The sequence below is a fragment of the Acinetobacter sp. YH01021 genome, from assembly GCF_013420255.1.
GTDB lineage: Bacteria > Pseudomonadota > Gammaproteobacteria > Pseudomonadales > Moraxellaceae > Acinetobacter.
Map to the genome: position 1 here is coordinate 77,643 of NZ_VOYO01000005.1, position 17,749 is coordinate 95,391.

Sequence of the window (17,749 nt, forward strand, 5' to 3'; positions counted from 1 at the left end):
AAAAGCTGAACCCGTTTAAGAAACCTGCATCTGTACTGGCACCGGTTCAGCATAAGCTTTGACCAGATTACGCCCACCGGCTTTGGCCTGATAAAGCGCCTGATCAGCCTGACTCAATAACTGCTGCGGGCGTAATTCCGCGCTAGAAATGGCAATCCCGAAACTGGCGGTCACCGGAATCAGCTCATCCTCATCACTGAAAATCTGCAATTGCTGAATGGCGATGCGGCAGCGTTCAGCCACTTGTTCGGCTTTTTCCAGACTGGTATTTTTAAGCACCAAAATAAATTCTTCCCCGCCAAAACGGCCGACTACATCACTTTCGCGCAATTGCTGATTCAGCACGGCACTCACTTCGACTAAGGTTTCATCACCCTTATGATGGCCATAGTGATCATTAATTTTCTTGAAATGATCCAGATCTAATAGCACTAAAGCATAATTGGGAGTGGCTGCGGCATTCAGTTTATCCAGACATTGGTTGATACTACGGCGGTTAAACAGATTGGTGAGCGGATCAATCTGGCTCAGCTGTTTGATCAGCTGCTCGCGATGACGCCATTGACTGAGCAGAATCTCGAATAACACCATGCAGACGGCCAGAATTGGCAAAATGAAATACAGCATCGATAACAGCCAGAAACCATTATAAAAAAGCTTGTCATCGATATTAAAGAGCGGTGAATAAGGTAATTGATGACTGAAACTTAAATAGGCACATCCGCCCAGAAAAATGGAGGCAGGAATCAGCATGCTATACACCAGCGTGCGATGAAACAGCACCAGACCGACCATAATTAAGCAGACGTAAGCGGTGGTAGCGACCGGACTGATCACGCCGACAATATAGGCATCCCGGCATAGCGAAACCACAAAGGTGCCGACTGCCAGATAGGGTAGATAACGTTCCACCAGACGGTTGCCCTGAAATTTATAACAAGGATAAATCAGTAAGGCTAAAATCAATAAAAAACTGCCGTTCAGCACGACTTGTGAATGAACCCGTTCAATCTGTACATATTGCCAATACTCAGGATTGAATAAAACAAAGAGATCCCAGCCGAGCCAGGTCAGATGTACACCGCATCCCAAAGTCAGCATCAGGATGCATTTCTTCAGGATACGCCAGTTCATCACGACTTCATCTTCGACCAGATATTTCTTGATTCTGTGTCTTAGCACTTTTTCTAATACAGGCGATATTCGCTTCATGGTCCCGGTCTGACTTTAATTGTTATGGCAGATTTTTTAAGACTTATTGGATATTTATAGCTTTATTTACACAAGATAACATAAGTTTGAATGCTTGATAAACAACAATATTTAAAACATTTTTGTGATTTAGTTGATATCTGATCTGCTCAGTCTTTGCCGATAGCGCAAGTGATCCAGGCTATGTCAAAGGGTCTTAATCAAAATTAAAGAGGTTAAGAGGTATACAGTTTTGTTCTAAATTCAGGATGATGTGTTTTATTTGTACTAATTATTTCAATATAGTCAATCGTTAAAATGGCTGCATTGTTAGAAACAACCAAAGATAAAGAGCGAAGCCATGAAAGTTTTACAGATTGATTCCAGTATTTTAGGAGATGCTTCTATTTCGCGTCAGTTGACTCAGGCTGTGGTGGAACAACTGCAGCAAAAATATGCTGAGGCCATTGAAGTTGAGTATCTGGATCTGGCTGCACAGCCTATTCCTCATCTTACCGCCGAAATTTTAATGGGCCAGAATACAGAACAAACGGCATTGGGCGAGGAAATTTTAGATCAATATTTACAGGCTGATGTCGTGGTGATTGGTGCAGCGATGTATAACTTCGGTTTGCCATCAACCCTAAAAGCCTGGATTGACCGGATCTGTGTCGCGGGACGTACTTTTAAATATACCGAACAAGGTCCTGTGGGTTTGGCGGGCAATAAGAAAGTGTATATTGCCAGCAGCCGTGGTGGTGTCTATGGCGAGCAAAGCCCGGCTGATTTTCAGGAGGCTTTCCTGAAAACCGTGTTTAACTTTACCGGTGTGAATGATATCGAAGTGATTCGTGCTGAAGGAGTGAACATGGGCGAAGCGGTTAAAGCCCAAGCATTGCAAACTGCATTGCAGCAAGTTCAGGCCATTTAAAACCTAAAACCTCTTTTCAAAGGGTCAGCTACGGCTGACCTTTTTTATATGCTAAATCATGCTTAATCTCGGTCCAGACGATGGGCAAATTCTGCAAGATCGGTCAGCGCCTGTTTGGCTTCATCGAACCAGGCACTGAACATCTGGAAGTTGTGCCACATGCCGGTATAGAGTTTAAATTCGACCTCGACACCCGCCTGTTCCGCTTTTTCTTTAAAACGACTAGCATCATCCAGCAGAATTTCCTTGGAACCTACCTGAATATGAATCGGTGGCAAGCCGGCTAAATCGGCAAAAAAAGGAGAAACTTCCGGATCACCCCGATCAATCGAACGCGGCACATAATATTCAATCCCAGTTTGAACTGTTTCCAGAGACAGCAGGGCGTCATGCTTCTGGTTATAACGTAAAGATTCACTGGTCAACGTTAAATCCAGCAGTGGAGACAGCAGAATCAGACCGCTGACCTGTGGCAGACTTTCCTGCTGTATTTTAAGTGCCAGCGCCAAGGCTAGATTGGCACCGCAAGAATCGCCGGACAGAATGATATCTTTGGCCTGAACACCTTGATCTAGCAGCAGATTATAGACATCAAACAAGGCTTCCAAGGCTTCAGGATAGGCAGATTCGGGTGATAGTGGATAATCGACATGCAGCACCTGCATCTGGGTTCGAGCCGCAATTTGAGTCATAAAGGCGCGATGGGTATTTAAAGAACCTAAGTAAAATGCGCCGCCATGAATATGAAAAATCAGCTGGGTCGATTCCTGCTGCGGCTTAATTTCTTCCGCGCGCAGTCCGGCCAATCGAAGCGAGCGAATCTGTACCGTTTTATCCTGAGGGAAAAGTTTGCACATCTGTTCCAGAGCAATGCGCATCGAGCTGGGTGGAAGATTGAATTTACTTGGGGCACGAATGAGCGTTTTTAAAAAGCGTTCTGTAATTAATTGTTTCGTTAGCGGGCTTATCTTCATCTTCCTTCCATCTTTTTGTGCTTTTATTGTTCATGTTGATTATTTACCAACCATATTTACAAGGTTACACTAAATAGTCACAGCGAAAAATTGAAAATTTGTTGTGACTTTTTAATACTACATGGGTCTATTTTCAGACTAAGGAAATGAAGAAAAATGAAAAAAATAGCGCTTACGTTAGGACTACTAGGCTTATCTGCACTGGCGAATGCTGCGGATCCTTTAAACGGCACAGTATGGAAAACCATTGATGATAAAACCAAGCAACCTAAGGCCCTGGTTAAGTTTACTGAACAAAAGAATGGCACCTTGACGGCAAGTATTCAGTCGGTGTTAACCAAAGGTGAAGAAAATGCTTGTACCAAATGTGAAGGTCCATATCACAACAAATCTCTGAAAGGCCTGACCATTGTCAAAGGGCTTAAAAATGCCGGTGGCACCAGCTATGAAAGTGGTTCGATTCTGGACCCACAATCAGGCAAAACGTATAAGTTGAAAGGCCAGCTGGCAGACGGTGGCAAGAAACTTGAATTACGTGGTTTTATTGGTGTAGCGGCATTGGGTCGTAACCAGACCTGGATTCGTGCTAACTAATCCATTGAAGTTGAAATGCAAAAGCCTGACTGATGTCAGGCTTTTTTGTAGATGGAATGCAAGGTACAGCTTAGTCGTTCAATGCACGATAAGCACTTTCATCAAAACCAGCAATAAATCCTGTCGCGGTCGCCAAGATCGGACGTTTAATTAAGCTGGTATGTGTGGTTAATGCGCTAATTAAGGCATCTTCACTGGATAGCGCCGTTTGCTGTTCTGCTTCACTGAGTTTGCGCCAGGTTGTACCTTTTTTATTCAAGACCACATCCTGACCCAAGGCATTCAGCCAGGTTTTGACGGTTTCAGTATCGATTCCCTGTTTTTTATAATCATGAAATTCATAACTCAGACCTTGCTCAGTCAGCAGGTCAAAGGCTTTTTTCATCGAACTGCAATTTTTAATTCCGTAAATTTTTAACATAGCTGCCATCTAAAAAATTTAATGATGGGTTAGCTTAACCAAATTGACCGCAGCAGACCATGAAAAAATCACATGAAAAAATTTAAAATATCAAGACAGGCATGTCATCAAAATGACATTAAGCCGCTTTAAACTGGGCAGCAAGAACAAGAAGAACCAGAACTAGTAGAGCTCTTGCATAAACGAATAATAAGCATGCTATTTATATTTAAAATAGATGTTGGAAATCCCTTCATCCTTTTGGGATGAGAAATACGACTTCGCAAGAGGATGAGGGGAATTTTCTTTATTTTAAAATAATTAAACATGATTTTTATAAGAACCTGCATCATCGCAGACAGTAGAAATAGAAAACCCGCATTTAATCATCCTGATCATGCGGGTCTCAATCCAACGTCCAATGTCACATCCATGCAAAACAAGCTAAATCTATAGTCTGTTTTATTTTCGTCCTACGGCGTCCTGTCCTTATGTTGTCGTCCTGACATGTCCTTGTGCCGTAGCGCTATAATGCTATGTTATTACATTGAGATAAACCCAAAAAATACGTCATGTCATGTAAGAGATAAGCCTTAATTGAGTGAACAACTGTTCACTCAATTAAATAATCCAGATTATAGTTTGTAGTCGATAATCACGGGGGCATGGTCGCTAAACCATTGTTCTTTATAGACCCAGGCATTAACGGTTCGCTCTTTCCAGTCTGGAGAGCAGGCATGATAATCAATCCGCCAACCAACATTCTTGGCACGCGCCTGACCACGGTTTGACCACCAGGAATACAGCTCGGCTTCTTTACGCACTTCACGGAAAGTATCGACATAACCAAGCTCATCGTAGATATGATCCAGCCAGGCACGTTCATGCGGCAAGCAACCCGAGGCTTTCTGGTTACCCGACCAGTTTTTAATATCAATACGTTTATGCACGATATTATAGTCACCGCAGACAATCACCGATTTATTTTCATCGCGCCACTGTTTCAGGATTTTTGCGTATTCTTCCAGAAAGTGATCTTTACGCGCTTGTGCTTCATCGCCTGATGAACCCGAAGGCAGATACAGGGAACAGATCTGTACAGTTTGTTCTAGACCCAAGTTAAATTCAGCGGCAATAAAACGGCCTTGTGAATCGGCCAGTTCAAAACCCAAGCCATCGGTCAGAGACACAAAAGGCAGACGGCTATAAATGGCAGTACCGGCATAACCCGGACGCTCGGCAGGAAACAGGTGCGTGTACCAGCCTTCAGGCTTGAATTTATCGGTCCACTGCGCATGCGTGATCCGGCTTTCCTGCATGCAAATCACGTCGGCATCCGACTGTTCCATCCATTCTAATAGACCTTTGGTGACAGATGAGCGTAAGCCGTTGACATTAATTGAAACGACGCGAAGAATTTTTTGATCACCTGGATAGCTACTCTTTGGTATCATGCGCAAGTCTTACCTTAATTAATGGATTTAGGAGCACCTCATGTCAACGCCAGCTCAGTTTAACCCACAAGCTTTTATCGAACTCGCATTATCACGCGGTGTGCTTAAATTTGGTGAGTTTACTTTAAAATCGGGACGTGTGAGTCCCTATTTTTTTAATGCGGGTCTGTTGAATGATGGTGAAGCCTTGACACTGCTGGCTTCTGGCTATGCTGCAAAACTGATCAAATGTGACCATGTTGAAGTGATTTTTGGACCTGCCTATAAAGGCATTCCTTTTGTGGCAGCAACTGCTGTGGCTCTGTCGCAAAATCATGGGGTAAGTGTGCCGTGGGGTTTTAATCGCAAGGAAGCCAAAGACCATGGCGAGGGTGGCGTATTGGTCGGTGCTTCTGTAGAAGGTAAAAAAGTCTGGATCATTGATGATGTGATTACCGCAGGCACAGCGATTCGTGAAGTCGTCACCATCCTGAAAAATGCCGGTGCGCAGATTGCGGGTGTGCTAGTTGCATTAGACCGTCAGGAAAAAGGTCAGGGCGAACTGTCTGCGATTCAGGAAGTGCAGCAAGAGCTTGAGATTCCTGTACATGCCTTAATTACCATGAAAGATTTAATGGACTATCTGGAAGCGAAAGGCGACCTAGCAGCTTTGGCGAAAATGGAAGATTACCGTGTTAAATATGGGATCTAAGCCTAGATTGGCATAGAAAAGGAAGCTTGAGCTTCCTTTTTTTTGTAGATGTTCAATTTGCTAAACATTTGAAATTTATTATCTCTGTCTATTCTTGTAAGCATTGGCTTACATCAATTCCAGCACTTTGCGGCTGTTTTGAATAGTGGAAATTTCCTATGATAGCTTTAACAGGAACAGGAGGTTCCACACAAGAATAACAATAGATAAATACAAGGAAAGTAAGGTACGACAGGAGTTATACCAAGCGAACCCATACGGAAAGCCCCTGGCAGGATGCTAGGGGTTTTTCATTTTTATCTTTTATAAAGTCTAACTGAGCAGCAGTGATTCAGAAACATGATTCTTAAAAATTCACTTTTGATGAGCTAAACAGACAATCAGAAAACCTTTCACCAAAATTATGAATCTTCAGTGCTAAAAAAAGCACCTGAAGGTGCTTTTTCTTATTGCTGGGCTAAATTATAGCGCAACGATATTGATCGCATTTGGACCTTTTTGACCATCAACCACGCTAAAAGAAACGCGCTGACCTTCAAACAAAGTTTTGAAACCAGAACTGCTGATTTCTTTAAAGTGTGCAAAAACGTCAGGACCTGATTCTTGTTGAATAAAACCAAAACCTTTAGTTTCGTTAAACCATTTTACTGTACCGGTAACTGTAGTAGACATAATATAACCTGTTAAATTTTAATAATTTTAGTCATGCAAATGACTATGGATAACTTGGAAAAACAACAAGAATTGAAATAAAGATCTGAAAAAACTGAGGATTATAAATAATACTGCGGCACTTAAAGAAGCTTAACTAAACAACGCTTTTTTCTAGTTAAAGACAGCATAGCCTAAATCAGAAAATATTCAAGTTTTTTATATTTATTATTTATTTTTCTTATAAAAGTAGCTCAATTCTTGTTTTTTAAAGCATTTCAAGCTGATTCGCTTGAGCTTTATCATTTGCATTTAAGCTTTAGCGAAGCTAAACAATAAATACACGTTGTGTTTGTGTTACTTTATGTTAATCAAAATCGTTCAGTACCCAGCAAGATTTTACTAAGTCAGTGTATTTTATAACTTTGGGTAAATTAGTATTTGTAGTTTTAAGATAGTTATCGTCATTGTTTGTGTATAAAAATCCACCTATATTAAAATTCAATTGGAAAAATTAACTATAAGAATTTCTTGATTTTAATTTAAAACCAAATACGAGTGAGTCTCATGGATTACTGGAACAGTGTGTTACTTATATCCATCATCACCATGGTTGGACTGGCCATGATCATCCTGTTCGTCGGATGTAAAATGTGGAAGAACTTGGTGGTCACTTTACTGATTGCCACCTTGATTGGTTTTCTGATTGTATGTGCAATCAATTTTGTTTTTGGCGATCGTCTTCAATTTCTATGGGGTGCCCCTGAGACTGGCGATAGCAATTTTATGCTGGAAATGGGGCTGATGAGCCTGTTAATTGGCGGCGTGAGTACCTTTATCATTATGTTAGGCACTTTGGTGGCTAAAAGTAACAGTAGAAATCAAGGCGATGAAGACTAGTTTTTCGCAAAATAACAAGTCTCTTAATGAGTGGGAAAGTGCAGAAAAGCATCGCATGTACAGTTCATAGGCTTAAAAAATCTTTCTCAGTCAAATGTATAGTGCCATAGCGCTACGGGACATGAATGGAGCTTCATATCCCGTAGCTGCATAATTTTTTGTATCAAAAATTTAGAACATCATTTTCAGACCTGCCGAATAGATCCAGCCTTTTTCTGAATCTGAACTTTGCTGCCAGGCCGTCTGTTGGTTGCCTTTGCTGTATTCATAACCGACTTCCAGATAAGGCATGAGCTTTTTGCTCAGTTCATAGCGTGTTTCCAGACCCAAGGTTGCATGACTAAGACCAGTTTTTTTCGCATTCGCTGCCTGATCATTCAGGATGACATCCAGTTCGATAAAGGGCTGCATAATCAGTTTCTGAGTCAGTAACAGGTCACGCTCTGTTTCCAGTTTTAATCCGACAAAGTCATCTTCACCGACATAGACATGAGCATCCGTTTCGAAAAAGTAGGGGGCCAGGCCATGCAGGCCAAATACTGCATCGAAGCGCTCGTTCTGCTGGTTTGTAGCAGGCTCGGCTAAATTTTCCTGCCGATAGCGCACCCCGGTCTGCACATCCCAGAAATCAGAAATATTTCGGCTATACAGCACGTTGGCATCATATTCGGCCGGATGGGATTCCTGTTTGTCGGCTTCTAACTTGAGGAAGATTTTATTTTCATCCGTGCCAATTCTGGCTTGGTTCTTGGACTTGAATGCCCCATTTCCCTCTGAACTATGCTGCCATTTCTGGTCCAGAATGATCTGGCTATAAATCTGTGCGCCATGTTCTTTACGGTGGTCATGTTGGCTGGCAGAACTGACTGAATTTTGTGGTGTGCTCAGCGCCTGCTGTTGATGTGATAACTTTGGTGGTTGATAGGATGAGGCATCTGCTGTTCCAGTATGCTGTGCGTGGTTATCAGCCATGTTTTGCATGGCATGATGTCCGCTATGATGCTGATGTTCAGCATGGCTTGTATGATCGCTAGAAGCTGCCGCAAAAATACTCAGACTGCTTAGGGTAAGCGCACTGCTGAGCACTGACTTTACAAAAAGATTAGTGATGTGCATGGCTTGCTCCTTCAGCTGCTGCTGGTTTTGACGGCATTTTTTGTGAAGAAGGGTGAGATGCTTGATCATCATTCACATGCGCCACAATCAGCTTGTTCATCATGCCAGCACTCATGTGATAGAGCAGATGGCAGTGAATCGCCCATTCTCCCAGTTCGTCTGCTGTGAGCAAGGTCGTGACCGTTTTCCCGGGCGGCACAATCACGGTGTGTTTATTTGGCATATTTGCAGCAGACTGACCATTTTCCAGCTGCATAAACATGCCATGCAAATGCATCGGATGGGCCATCATGCTGTCATTGATAAATTTCAGCCGGATCCGCTCGCCATATTTCACTTGAAGTGGCTCGGCATCACTGAATTTTTTACCATTCATGGTCCAGATGTAGCGCTCCATGGTTCCACCCAGACGAATCACCAGTTCACGTTCTGCTGCGCGGGTATCAGGTTGTGGTGTCAGGGCTTTGAGGTCTTGATATTGCAAGGCTTTGTGCCCTGCAGGCGTAGACATATTGGCCCAGCCCTCAACCGGCTGATGAGGCTGATTGGTTCCGGACATGGCATTATGACTTGCATGCATGTCGTGCTGGGCATGTTGATCATGTTCACTTGTGGCAGTCTGCATGGTCTGACTGCTGTGTGTGTCATGTGACATGTCATGTTGTTCGCCATGTCCCATATCTTCCATGGTCAATAAGGCACGAGGGCGCGGTGTTGGTAATTGAACCGGAGCCGGGGCTTTACTTGAATCAGTTGCCTGATGCAGACTGCCAATGGCAAAGCCTGAGCGGTCGATCGATTCTGCTTCAATCTGGTAATGCGCTGCAGTGGGTTCCACAATCACATCATAGGTTTCAGCGGTTCCGATACGGAATTCATCTACATTGACCGGCTGCACCGGTTGTCCATCGGCACTGACCACGGTCATTTTCAGCTGGGGAATACGCACATCGAAAAACGACATGGCAGAAGCATTGATGAAACGCAGGCGGACTTTTTCATTGGGCTGGAACTGGCCACTCCAGTTTTGTTGCGGCGTTTTTCCATTGACCAGAAAGGTATAACCGGTAACATCAGATAGGTCGGTTTTCAGCATACGCATCTGGTTCCACATCTTGCGGTCTGACCAGGTGGCCTTCAGGCCATCACGTTTCACCTGCTGGAGTACATCGCCCAAGGTTTCACGCTGGTTCTGATAATATTCGGCCGATTTTTTTAAATTGTTCTGAATCTGCTGGCCGCTTTGTTCGTGAAAATCTGACAGCATCACCACATAATCCCGCTCGGTTTGTTCATGTGGAGGTAGTAATGTCTGTGCTTTGGGGCGAATCACCAATGCGCCATAGAGGCCGTCCTGTTCCTGACCTTTGGAATGTGCGTGATACCAGTAGGTGCCGTTTTGACGAACCTTGAAGCGATAAGTAAAAGACTGTTTCGGTTTGATGCCCTGAAAACCGTTAAATCCGGGGACACCATCCATCAGCCCGGGCAGGAGCAGGCCATGCCAGTGCAGCGAGGTATCCTGATTGTTCAGGTTGTTTTGTACATGAATGACTGCATCATCACCTTCTTCAAATTCCAGCAAGGGTGCAGGGAATTTTCCGTTTACAGTGATTCGCTTGACCGTCTTTCCGGTGAGATTGATCGGGCTTTCATCAATGACCAGATGATATTCTTTTACGGCTGCAAACAGGGCAGACGACGAGATGAGACCGAAGCCCAGACACAGGCTTTGACTGATTTTAAGCAACATAACTTAATCCTTAATGAATAAAAAAATTAAAAATTCAGGATCAAGCTTTGGGTGGGCGTAAGATTTCTTGCCAGTAACCGGCAAGGTGCTTGGCATGGTAAGCAGGGAGGAAGGTTTTTTCCGGATAACCGTGATCAGGCACACTTAACTCGGGCGTTGTAATGGGCAGGCTGGTGACCAGGTTCTGGCAGGCCATAGTGCCACAATCCAGACAATCTGATGACTGCTGGGTGCTGTCACTGACACAGTCCGGCTGAATCAGTTCCTGATCTTGATGATGATCAGTCTTATGCAGCGAGTGAGAAGCAGAGGGTTTTGTCATTTCCAGACAATGAGGATTCGTTTTTTCAGACGGCATGACCAGATGCATGGTCGTTGCAGATGCGACAGACACACTGCTCCAGCCTATGGCTAAAACCATAAGCATCACCAACCAGATCTGTTTGACGAGCCGTATGAGCAAAAGTAAATCCTAAAAAAATGCGCTGCATGTTTGAACAATAAAAGCATAAACGCAGTGACTGCAATTAGCAAATTCTGGACAAGATTATTTTTTAATTCATCCGCATACCAAGTTCATAGGTTCACGTTTCAGTTTCACATTTTTTACAGTCCAGCAGCATCCCAAGTTTTTCTTTGCGTCCTTGCTCGGTCATCACCCATGGGCGATTTTGCCATGGCGGGGTATGCCGTACATGCTGTCCATGTCCGCAGGCCAGATCTGCAACCCACTGCTGTTCTGCATCCAGATGAAAACCGATAATAGCCTGTTGCATGGCAAACCTCCTATGAGCTCAAATTGCCTGAGCACCTATCTAAAAACTTATACAAAATAAGTCATGCAAAATCACCATAAACAAAAGAATCCACACAAGCTATACTCCTTGCCAAGTCATTTTTTGAAAAAGAGCAGAGACACATGCGCGTACTTGTTGTGATGGATCCCATCGAAAATGTAAACCTGAAGAAGGACTCGACCATGGCCATGCTGTGGGCAGCAGCACGTCGCGGGCATGAACTTGGTTATGCATTGCAGCAAGATTTATATATCGACCAGGGCAAGGCCTTTGGTCTGATCGCGCCATTACAGGTATTTGAAGACTACGACCATTATTATGAACTTGGCGAAAAACAAAAAGAGTCGATTGCCGCTTATGACGTTGTCTTGATGCGTAAAGATCCGCCTTTTGATATGAACTTCGTCTATACCACTTATATTCTGGAGCAGGCAGAGCGCGAAGGGGCATGGATCATCAACAAACCGCAAAGCCTGCGTGACTGTAATGAAAAACTGTTCGCGACCCAGTTCCCGCATCTACAAGTTCCGACCTTGGTGACTTCGCAGCAAAGCCTGATTCGTGAATTTCTCAAAGAACAGGTCGATGTGATTGTAAAACCGCTGGATGGTATGGGCGGCACTGGGATTTTCCGTCTGTATCAGGACGGGATCAATATCGGTTCAACCATTGAAATGCTGACCAATAACGGCACCCTGCCAATTATGGCACAGCGTTATATTCCGGAAATTGTCGAAGGCGATAAGCGTATCCTGATGATTAATGGCGAGCCAGTGCCGTATTGTCTGGCCCGTATTCCACAAAATGGTGAAGTGCGCGGTAATCTGGCCGCGGGTGGCCTAGGCGAGGCGCGTCCACTGACTGAAACTGACAAGGCCATTGCAGCACAAGTAGGGCCGTATCTCAGAGAGAAAGGTCTGGTCTTTGTGGGGCTGGATGTGATCGGAAATTATGTCACTGAAATTAATGTGACCAGCCCAACCTGTATTCGTGAAATTGACGCCCAGTTTGGCACCTCGATTGCAGACGATTTATTTGCCGTGCTGGAAGCGGGTCAGGCCAATCAGGTTTAAAGGCAGCATTAGGTGAAAGAAGAGTCTGCTTGCAGGCTCTTTTTATCTTTTTATTTAGGGTAACGCTTAAATAAAAATGCCGTCATTACCATGCCCAGCATCGAAAGGCAGACGGTGATAATGGCAAGATTGGCCCAGTATTGGGTGGCAGATATCAGCGCAGCGCTCAGGGTCGGTATAAAAAACTGTGCGCAGGCTGAGATTTGTAAAACCAGACCCACACTGGCCGCTGCTGCATAGGCACGTGGTGCATAGTGCAGGGTAATCGCAAAAACAGTGGTTGGGATCATCCCGCCAATCAGTGAAAACAGCACGGCACTGACAACCTGCAATTCAAATGAGAGCCAGGAATTTGCGGCAAATACCAAGTAACTGCTACAGAGCATTGCCACAAATCCGGTGCTCAATAAGGTGTGCGGTCTATAACCCTGTTGCAGCAACATGCCTGCGCCAAAAGTGCCTCCCAGATTGGCCAGCACGACCATTGAAACCAGCATCCCTGCGCGTTTTAAGTCCAGCCCCTGTTCCACATACAGGGTAGGCAGAAAGCCCGTGACAGTAATCCACTGACTGGTATAACAGGCAAAAATAATCGCCAGACAGATAATGGGAGGATGGGTCAGGGTAATTTTAACAATCTGCCAGAATGAGGTGTTTTCCGTAGCTGCCTGAGAAGAGTCTGGCTGTGTTACCAGGACAGGTTCAATATTTAAATATTGTTTAATCATGCCAGCAATGACAAGGCACAGGCAGCCCAAAATGGCCCAGATCGTTTGCCAGTCCAGATATTCAAGCAGCAGAGGAATCGTTAATACGGCCAGACTGACACCGATGCCCATATAGGAACTCCAGAGTCCCATCTTGAAATTCAGTGTTTCAGCGCGGCTGGTACGTTTTAAAATTGCTGGCGCACACAAGGAAATGGTTAAAAACCCGATTCCTTCCATAAAACGCAATACATATAAAGTGGCAGGCTGCGTAATCCAAAGCCCGGCAAGACTGCTCAGCCCTAAAATGATTAAGGCTATGATCAGGCAGCGCTTTAATCCCATTTTTTCCGAGAAGGCGCCAATGCATAGCGCAAACAGCATTCCGGCGGCCTGCACCAACGCTAATGAAAAACCAGCCTGAGTAAAACTCAGGTTTAAATCCTGCTGTAACACAGGAATCACGGCTGAAAGTTTGCCTACATGGATCGCAGCCAGATAACCGGCCAAGATAATCCATACATCACGACATGATATTTTTGACATCTATCCGAACGGAGTCCATTTAAAGCATCTGCTTGTACATCAAGCATCATTCATACATGAATATGAATAACATGAAATTTTTATAAAATTTATAGGATTTAAGCCTAAGCTCATTAGTCGATGATAGGACATGGATTGATCAGGGTTGAGCTGTAAATGGTTCTAAATAAAGCCCTATCCGTGGCAAAGTTATTGATAATATAATGAGAAAATCATTTAAAATTGATATGATATGTCACTTAAGTCGAAGGGAAAGTGCAGACCTTATAAATAAAACGAGTCTAAACTTGGAATTTGCGTGAAAAAAACAATTAAAGCCTTGTTGAAATAAAGTAAATAAACTTTCATGGCCTGAGGTTTGTGATTACAATTGATTACTTAAATCAGATTTCCTGCTCCATTTTTTGAATTGAAGAATTAGACCGTGACCGATGCTCAGCAAAAACAGCCTAAACATGTCATGATGATGGCCGCAGGTACAGGTGGACATGTGTTTCCAGCGTTAGCTGTTGCCAAAGACTTACAACAACAAGGTATACAGGTTTCCTGGTTGGCCACGCCCGCAGGCATGGAAAACCGCCTGTTAAAAAACCAGAATATTCCTATTTACCAGATTGATATTCAGGGCGTACGTGGCAACGGTTTTCTACGTAAGGCCTTGGCGCCTTTTAAAATTATGAAAGCCACCTTCAGTGCCATGAAATTCATGAAACAGCTTAAGGTCGATGCTGTGGCAGGCTTTGGCGGTTATGTGGCAGGCCCGGGTGGTTTGGCCGCGCGTATCTTAGGCATTCCGGTGCTGATCCATGAACAGAATGCAGTCGCCGGTTTTACCAATACCCAATTGTCGCGTGTGGCAAAAACAGTGTGCCAGGCTTTCCCGAATACTTTTCCGGCCCAGGAAAAAATCGTCACCACCGGCAATCCGGTACGACAGGAAATTAGCGAAATTTTAAATCCGTCCTGGCGTTATCAGGAGCGTGACAAGGCAGGACTACCCTTACATATTCTGATCGTTGGTGGGTCTTTGGGGGCGCAAGCCTTAAATGAACGGGTTCCGGAAGCTTTAAAGCAACTCAATGTGCCATTAAGCGTCTATCATCAGTGTGGGCAAAACCATGCCGAGTCGACACGGGCACGTTATGAAAATGCACCAGCCAGTCTGCAAGTTGAAGTACAGCCCTTTATTGAAGATATGGCCAAAGCTTATTCTGATGCCGATCTGGTGATTTGCCGTGCTGGCGCATTGACTATAACTGAAATTGCCACTGCCGGGGTGGCTGCGATTTTTGTGCCGCTTCCAAGTGCGGTCGATGATCACCAGACGGCCAATGCCGGTTTCCTGGCCAATATCAATGCGGCAAAGATTTGTCCGCAGGCCACGATGACCCCGGAAAGTTTAAAAACATTATTAGAGCCGATGCTGAATCGCCAACTGTTAATGGAAATGGCCGTGAAAGCACGCCGACAGGCTCAACCCGATGCGACTCAACATGTGGTCCGTTTAATTCAAGAATTGTAATCCGAGTAAACTATGTCTCCAACAACCCCAGCTGAACAAGCGAAAAAGTTAATTAAAGTGCCGGAAATGCGCCGTATCAAACACATTCATTTTGTGGGGATCGGTGGTGCAGGCATGTGTGGTATTGCGGAAGTGCTGAAAAACCAGGGCTATAAAGTTTCCGGTTCAGATATTAAGGCATCCAATACCACCGCACAGCTGGAAGCGAATGGCATTAAAGTCTATATCGGACATACTGCAAATAATATTAAGGGCGCCAACGTGATTGTGGTTTCTACCGCGATTGATAAAGAAAATCCGGAAATTAAAACCGCGATTGAAAACCGTATTCCTGTGGTTCGCCGTGCGGAAATGCTGGGTGAACTGATGCGTTACCGTCATGGTATTGCCGTTGCTGGCACGCATGGCAAGACCACCACCACCAGCCTAATCACCTGTATGCTGGCTGAAGAAAACATGGATCCAACCTATGTGATCGGTGGTTTGCTGAACCGTACCGGTATGAACGCAGCCTTGGGCGCCAGCCGTTATATCGTGGCCGAAGCCGATGAGTCAGATGCTTCTTTCCTGCACCTGGAACCGATGGCTGCCGTGGTGACCAATATTGATGCTGATCATATGGATACCTATGGCGGTAGCTTCGATGTCCTGAAAGATACTTTTATCCAGTTCCTGCAAAAACTGCCATTTTACGGCTTGGCTGTAGTCTGTGGTGATGATGCCAATATCCGTGAAATTATGCCGCGAATTGCACGTCCGTTACTGACTTATGGTTTCAATGAAGACAATGACATCCGCGCAGTAGATGTTGATCAGGATGGCATGCAAACCCACTTTACCGTATTGCGTAAAGAGCGTGAGCCATTGCGTGTAACGGTCAACCAGCCAGGCTTGCATAATGTGCTGAATGCCCTGGCCGCGATTGGTATAGCAACCGATGAAGGTGTGTCTGATGCTTCAATCTGCCGTGCACTGGAAGGTTTCAGTGGTGTGGGTCGCCGCTTTGAGGTTCAGGGTGAGTTTGCGATTGAGGGCGGTGACGTGAAACTGGTGGATGACTATGGCCATCATCCAAAAGAAGTCGAAGCGACGATTAAAGCTGCGCGTCAAAGTCATCCAGACCGTCGTTTGGTAATGATGTTCCAGCCACACCGTTATAGCCGTACCCGTGACTGTTTTGATGATTTTGTGGAAGTGCTTTCTACTGTAGACCAGTTATTGTTGCTGGATGTTTATCCTGCCGGTGAAAAACCGATTGTCGGGGCGGACAGCCGTACTTTGGCCCGCAGCATTCGTCTACGTGGCGAAGTCGAGCCGATTCTGGTTGATGCAGCGGACGGCAACCTGAATCAGATCATGAGAAAAGTATTGCAAGCAAATGACTTGTTATTAACCCAGGGCGCAGGTAATGTTGGAGCAATCTCAGTCGAACTTGCACAAAATCATTTATATATAAAATAGTCATCTTGCGTGACTGAATTGAATTGACCAGATTGAAAAAAGTTTAAGGATATAAACGTGTCAAATGCTTCAAAATTCGGAAAAGTTGCCGTGTTGCTTGGTGGTAAATCTGCAGAGCGTGAGGTTTCTCTAGACAGTGGTACGGCGGTACTTGAGGCATTAGTGCGTTCAGGGGTTAATGCGGAAGCGTTTGACCCGCAGGAGCGTAGTGTCACAGAACTGGTAAATTATGATCGTGCTTTCATTGTATTGCATGGACGTGGCGGGGAAGATGGCCAGATCCAGGGTGTACTGGAATGGTTAAACGTACCGTATACCGGTACGGGTGTACAAGGTTCTGCCATCGGCATGGACAAGGTCAAGACCAAGCAGGTCTGGCAGGGTTCGGAATTGCCAACAGCGCCGTATCGTATTGTCACTAAAGATTCTGATGCGACCGACATTGTTAATGCTTTAGGCTTGCCTTTGATTATCAAGCCGGTGCATGAAGGTTCCAGTATCGGCATGAGCAAGGTCGAAAAAATTGAAGACTTTGCAGAAGCAATTGCCAAGGCAACTGAACATGATGCTGTGGTGATGGCAGAAAAATGGATTACCGGCCGTGAATATACCATTGTGGTTTTAAATGGTCAGGCGCTACCGGTGATTCGTCTTGAACCGCCTCAAGATGTCGCCTTTTACGATTATGAAGCGAAATATCAGCGTAATGATGTGCAATATGGCATTCCATGTGGTTTAACTGAAGCTGAAGAGCAGCAGTTAAAAGCCTTAAGTTTGCGCGCATTCCAGGCAGTCGGTGCCAGCGGTTGGGGCCGGATTGATGCCATGCAGGATGAACAGGGCAACTTCTGGTTGCTTGAAGTCAATACCGTACCGGGCATGACCAGTCACTCACTGGTGCCAAAAGCGGCAGCTGCAGTCGGATACAGTTTTGATGAGCTGTGTGTCGCGATTCTGAAACAGACCTTGACTGGTTCGGCACACTAAA

18 protein-coding genes are annotated in these 17,749 nt (G+C 44.8%); 8 read left to right on the forward strand and 10 right to left on the reverse strand.

Annotated features, from left to right (window positions below; translation table 11 throughout):
* Positions 1 to 15 precede the first annotated feature (15 nt).
* Positions 16 to 1,212: a GGDEF domain-containing protein gene (locus tag FTT86_RS05850; RefSeq protein WP_005250286.1), complete on the reverse strand. Its 1,197-nt coding sequence runs from the start codon at positions 1,210 to 1,212 to the stop codon at positions 16 to 18.
* 340 nt (positions 1,213 to 1,552) lie between these two features.
* Between FTT86_RS05850 and FTT86_RS05855 the strand changes: the two genes are divergently transcribed.
* The gene (locus tag FTT86_RS05855) at positions 1,553 to 2,122 is read left to right on the forward strand and encodes an FMN-dependent NADH-azoreductase (RefSeq protein WP_180180798.1); all 570 of its coding nucleotides are present in this window, start codon (positions 1,553 to 1,555) and stop codon (positions 2,120 to 2,122) included.
* Between the two features lie 62 nt (positions 2,123 to 2,184).
* Here the strand turns inward: FTT86_RS05855 and FTT86_RS05860 are convergent, their stop codons facing one another.
* Positions 2,185 to 3,096 carry an alpha/beta hydrolase gene (locus tag FTT86_RS05860; protein WP_004281291.1) on the reverse strand — a complete coding sequence of 304 codons (912 nt, stop codon included), beginning with the start codon at positions 3,094 to 3,096 and terminating at the stop codon, positions 2,185 to 2,187.
* Positions 3,097 to 3,252: 156 nt separating this feature from the next.
* Here FTT86_RS05860 and FTT86_RS05865 point away from each other — a divergent pair, with 156 nt between their 5' ends.
* On the forward strand, positions 3,253 to 3,690 hold the full coding sequence (locus tag FTT86_RS05865; RefSeq protein ID WP_004281292.1) for a DUF2147 domain-containing protein: 438 nt from the start codon (positions 3,253 to 3,255) through the stop codon (positions 3,688 to 3,690).
* 70 nt (positions 3,691 to 3,760) lie between these two features.
* Here FTT86_RS05865 and FTT86_RS05870 read toward each other — a convergent pair whose 3' ends face one another.
* Positions 3,761 to 4,111 carry a Spx/MgsR family RNA polymerase-binding regulatory protein gene (locus FTT86_RS05870; protein ID WP_004281293.1) on the reverse strand — a complete coding sequence of 117 codons (351 nt, stop codon included), beginning with the start codon at positions 4,109 to 4,111 and terminating at the stop codon, positions 3,761 to 3,763.
* A 614-nt stretch (positions 4,112 to 4,725) separates the two neighbouring features.
* Positions 4,726 to 5,544, reverse strand: coding sequence for an exodeoxyribonuclease III (locus FTT86_RS05875; protein WP_005105345.1), 819 nt, complete (start codon positions 5,542 to 5,544; stop codon positions 4,726 to 4,728).
* A 40-nt stretch (positions 5,545 to 5,584) separates the two neighbouring features.
* Here FTT86_RS05875 and pyrE point away from each other — a divergent pair, with 40 nt between their 5' ends.
* Positions 5,585 to 6,235 carry an orotate phosphoribosyltransferase gene (gene pyrE, locus FTT86_RS05880; RefSeq protein ID WP_004729142.1) on the forward strand — a complete coding sequence of 217 codons (651 nt, stop codon included), beginning with the start codon at positions 5,585 to 5,587 and terminating at the stop codon, positions 6,233 to 6,235.
* Between the two features lie 462 nt (positions 6,236 to 6,697).
* Here pyrE and FTT86_RS05885 read toward each other — a convergent pair whose 3' ends face one another.
* Positions 6,698 to 6,907: a cold-shock protein gene (locus FTT86_RS05885; RefSeq protein WP_004281299.1), complete on the reverse strand. Its 210-nt coding sequence runs from the start codon at positions 6,905 to 6,907 to the stop codon at positions 6,698 to 6,700.
* A 546-nt stretch (positions 6,908 to 7,453) separates the two neighbouring features.
* Between FTT86_RS05885 and FTT86_RS05890 the strand changes: the two genes are divergently transcribed.
* Complete coding sequence (locus FTT86_RS05890) at positions 7,454 to 7,786, forward strand: hypothetical protein (protein WP_005105347.1); 333 nt, start codon at positions 7,454 to 7,456, stop codon at positions 7,784 to 7,786.
* Between the two features lie 171 nt (positions 7,787 to 7,957).
* On the opposite strand, the gene FTT86_RS05895 is transcribed toward FTT86_RS05890, so the two are convergent.
* The 4 genes from FTT86_RS05895 to FTT86_RS05910 all read right to left on the reverse strand — a co-directional run bounded on the left by FTT86_RS05895 (position 7,958) and on the right by FTT86_RS05910 (position 11,431).
* Entirely contained in the window at positions 7,958 to 8,902 is a 945-nt protein-coding gene (locus tag FTT86_RS05895) for a copper resistance protein B (protein ID WP_180180799.1), read from the reverse strand.
* Positions 8,889 to 10,655, reverse strand: coding sequence for a copper resistance system multicopper oxidase (locus tag FTT86_RS05900; RefSeq protein WP_005108157.1), 1,767 nt, complete (start codon positions 10,653 to 10,655; stop codon positions 8,889 to 8,891). The genes FTT86_RS05895 and FTT86_RS05900 overlap by 14 nt, the downstream gene beginning before the upstream one ends.
* A gap of 40 nt (positions 10,656 to 10,695) precedes the next feature.
* Positions 10,696 to 11,076, reverse strand: coding sequence for a hypothetical protein (locus FTT86_RS05905; protein WP_257229623.1), 381 nt, complete (start codon positions 11,074 to 11,076; stop codon positions 10,696 to 10,698).
* 163 nt (positions 11,077 to 11,239) lie between these two features.
* Positions 11,240 to 11,431 carry a DUF3565 domain-containing protein gene (locus FTT86_RS05910; protein WP_180180801.1) on the reverse strand — a complete coding sequence of 64 codons (192 nt, stop codon included), beginning with the start codon at positions 11,429 to 11,431 and terminating at the stop codon, positions 11,240 to 11,242.
* A 143-nt stretch (positions 11,432 to 11,574) separates the two neighbouring features.
* Here FTT86_RS05910 and gshB point away from each other — a divergent pair, with 143 nt between their 5' ends.
* The gene (gene gshB, locus FTT86_RS05915; RefSeq protein WP_180180802.1) at positions 11,575 to 12,525 is read left to right on the forward strand and encodes a glutathione synthase; all 951 of its coding nucleotides are present in this window, start codon (positions 11,575 to 11,577) and stop codon (positions 12,523 to 12,525) included.
* A gap of 50 nt (positions 12,526 to 12,575) precedes the next feature.
* On the opposite strand, the gene FTT86_RS05920 is transcribed toward gshB, so the two are convergent.
* On the reverse strand, positions 12,576 to 13,778 hold the full coding sequence (locus FTT86_RS05920) for a CynX/NimT family MFS transporter (protein WP_180180803.1): 1,203 nt from the start codon (positions 13,776 to 13,778) through the stop codon (positions 12,576 to 12,578).
* A gap of 424 nt (positions 13,779 to 14,202) precedes the next feature.
* Between FTT86_RS05920 and murG the strand changes: the two genes are divergently transcribed.
* From murG to FTT86_RS05935, 3 genes are read left to right on the forward strand one after another with little or no spacing between them, the layout of a single operon-like run.
* On the forward strand, positions 14,203 to 15,300 hold the full coding sequence (gene murG, locus FTT86_RS05925) for an undecaprenyldiphospho-muramoylpentapeptide beta-N-acetylglucosaminyltransferase (RefSeq protein WP_180180804.1): 1,098 nt from the start codon (positions 14,203 to 14,205) through the stop codon (positions 15,298 to 15,300).
* Positions 15,301 to 15,312: 12 nt separating this feature from the next.
* A complete protein-coding gene (gene murC / locus FTT86_RS05930; protein ID WP_005245710.1) occupies positions 15,313 to 16,761 on the forward strand; it encodes a UDP-N-acetylmuramate--L-alanine ligase in 1,449 nt (482 codons plus the stop codon).
* A gap of 57 nt (positions 16,762 to 16,818) precedes the next feature.
* Positions 16,819 to 17,748 carry a D-alanine--D-alanine ligase gene (locus tag FTT86_RS05935; RefSeq protein WP_180180805.1) on the forward strand — a complete coding sequence of 310 codons (930 nt, stop codon included), beginning with the start codon at positions 16,819 to 16,821 and terminating at the stop codon, positions 17,746 to 17,748.
* Position 17,749 lies beyond the last annotated feature (1 nt).

Bases quoted from the DNA above. Each gene is read 5' to 3' on its own strand.
- FTT86_RS05850 (WP_005250286.1), bottom strand. From the start codon at position 1,212: ATGAAGCGAATATCGCCTGTATTAGAAAAAGTGCTAAGACACAGAATC.
- FTT86_RS05855 (WP_180180798.1), top strand. From the start codon at position 1,553: ATGAAAGTTTTACAGATTGATTCCAGTATTTTAGGAGATGCTTCTATT.
- FTT86_RS05860 (WP_004281291.1), bottom strand. From the start codon at position 3,096: ATGAAGATAAGCCCGCTAACGAAACAATTAATTACAGAACGCTTTTTA.
- FTT86_RS05865 (WP_004281292.1), top strand. From the start codon at position 3,253: ATGAAAAAAATAGCGCTTACGTTAGGACTACTAGGCTTATCTGCACTG.
- FTT86_RS05870 (WP_004281293.1), bottom strand. From the start codon at position 4,111: ATGTTAAAAATTTACGGAATTAAAAATTGCAGTTCGATGAAAAAAGCC.
- FTT86_RS05875 (WP_005105345.1), bottom strand. From the start codon at position 5,544: ATGATACCAAAGAGTAGCTATCCAGGTGATCAAAAAATTCTTCGCGTC.
- pyrE (WP_004729142.1), top strand. From the start codon at position 5,585: ATGTCAACGCCAGCTCAGTTTAACCCACAAGCTTTTATCGAACTCGCA.
- FTT86_RS05885 (WP_004281299.1), bottom strand. From the start codon at position 6,907: ATGTCTACTACAGTTACCGGTACAGTAAAATGGTTTAACGAAACTAAA.
- FTT86_RS05890 (WP_005105347.1), top strand. From the start codon at position 7,454: ATGGATTACTGGAACAGTGTGTTACTTATATCCATCATCACCATGGTT.
- FTT86_RS05895 (WP_180180799.1), bottom strand. From the start codon at position 8,902: ATGCACATCACTAATCTTTTTGTAAAGTCAGTGCTCAGCAGTGCGCTT.
- FTT86_RS05900 (WP_005108157.1), bottom strand. From the start codon at position 10,655: ATGTTGCTTAAAATCAGTCAAAGCCTGTGTCTGGGCTTCGGTCTCATC.
- FTT86_RS05905 (WP_257229623.1), bottom strand. From the start codon at position 11,076: ATGGTTTTAGCCATAGGCTGGAGCAGTGTGTCTGTCGCATCTGCAACG.
- FTT86_RS05910 (WP_180180801.1), bottom strand. From the start codon at position 11,431: ATGCAACAGGCTATTATCGGTTTTCATCTGGATGCAGAACAGCAGTGG.
- gshB (WP_180180802.1), top strand. From the start codon at position 11,575: ATGCGCGTACTTGTTGTGATGGATCCCATCGAAAATGTAAACCTGAAG.
- FTT86_RS05920 (WP_180180803.1), bottom strand. From the start codon at position 13,778: ATGTCAAAAATATCATGTCGTGATGTATGGATTATCTTGGCCGGTTAT.
- murC (WP_005245710.1), top strand. From the start codon at position 15,313: ATGTCTCCAACAACCCCAGCTGAACAAGCGAAAAAGTTAATTAAAGTG.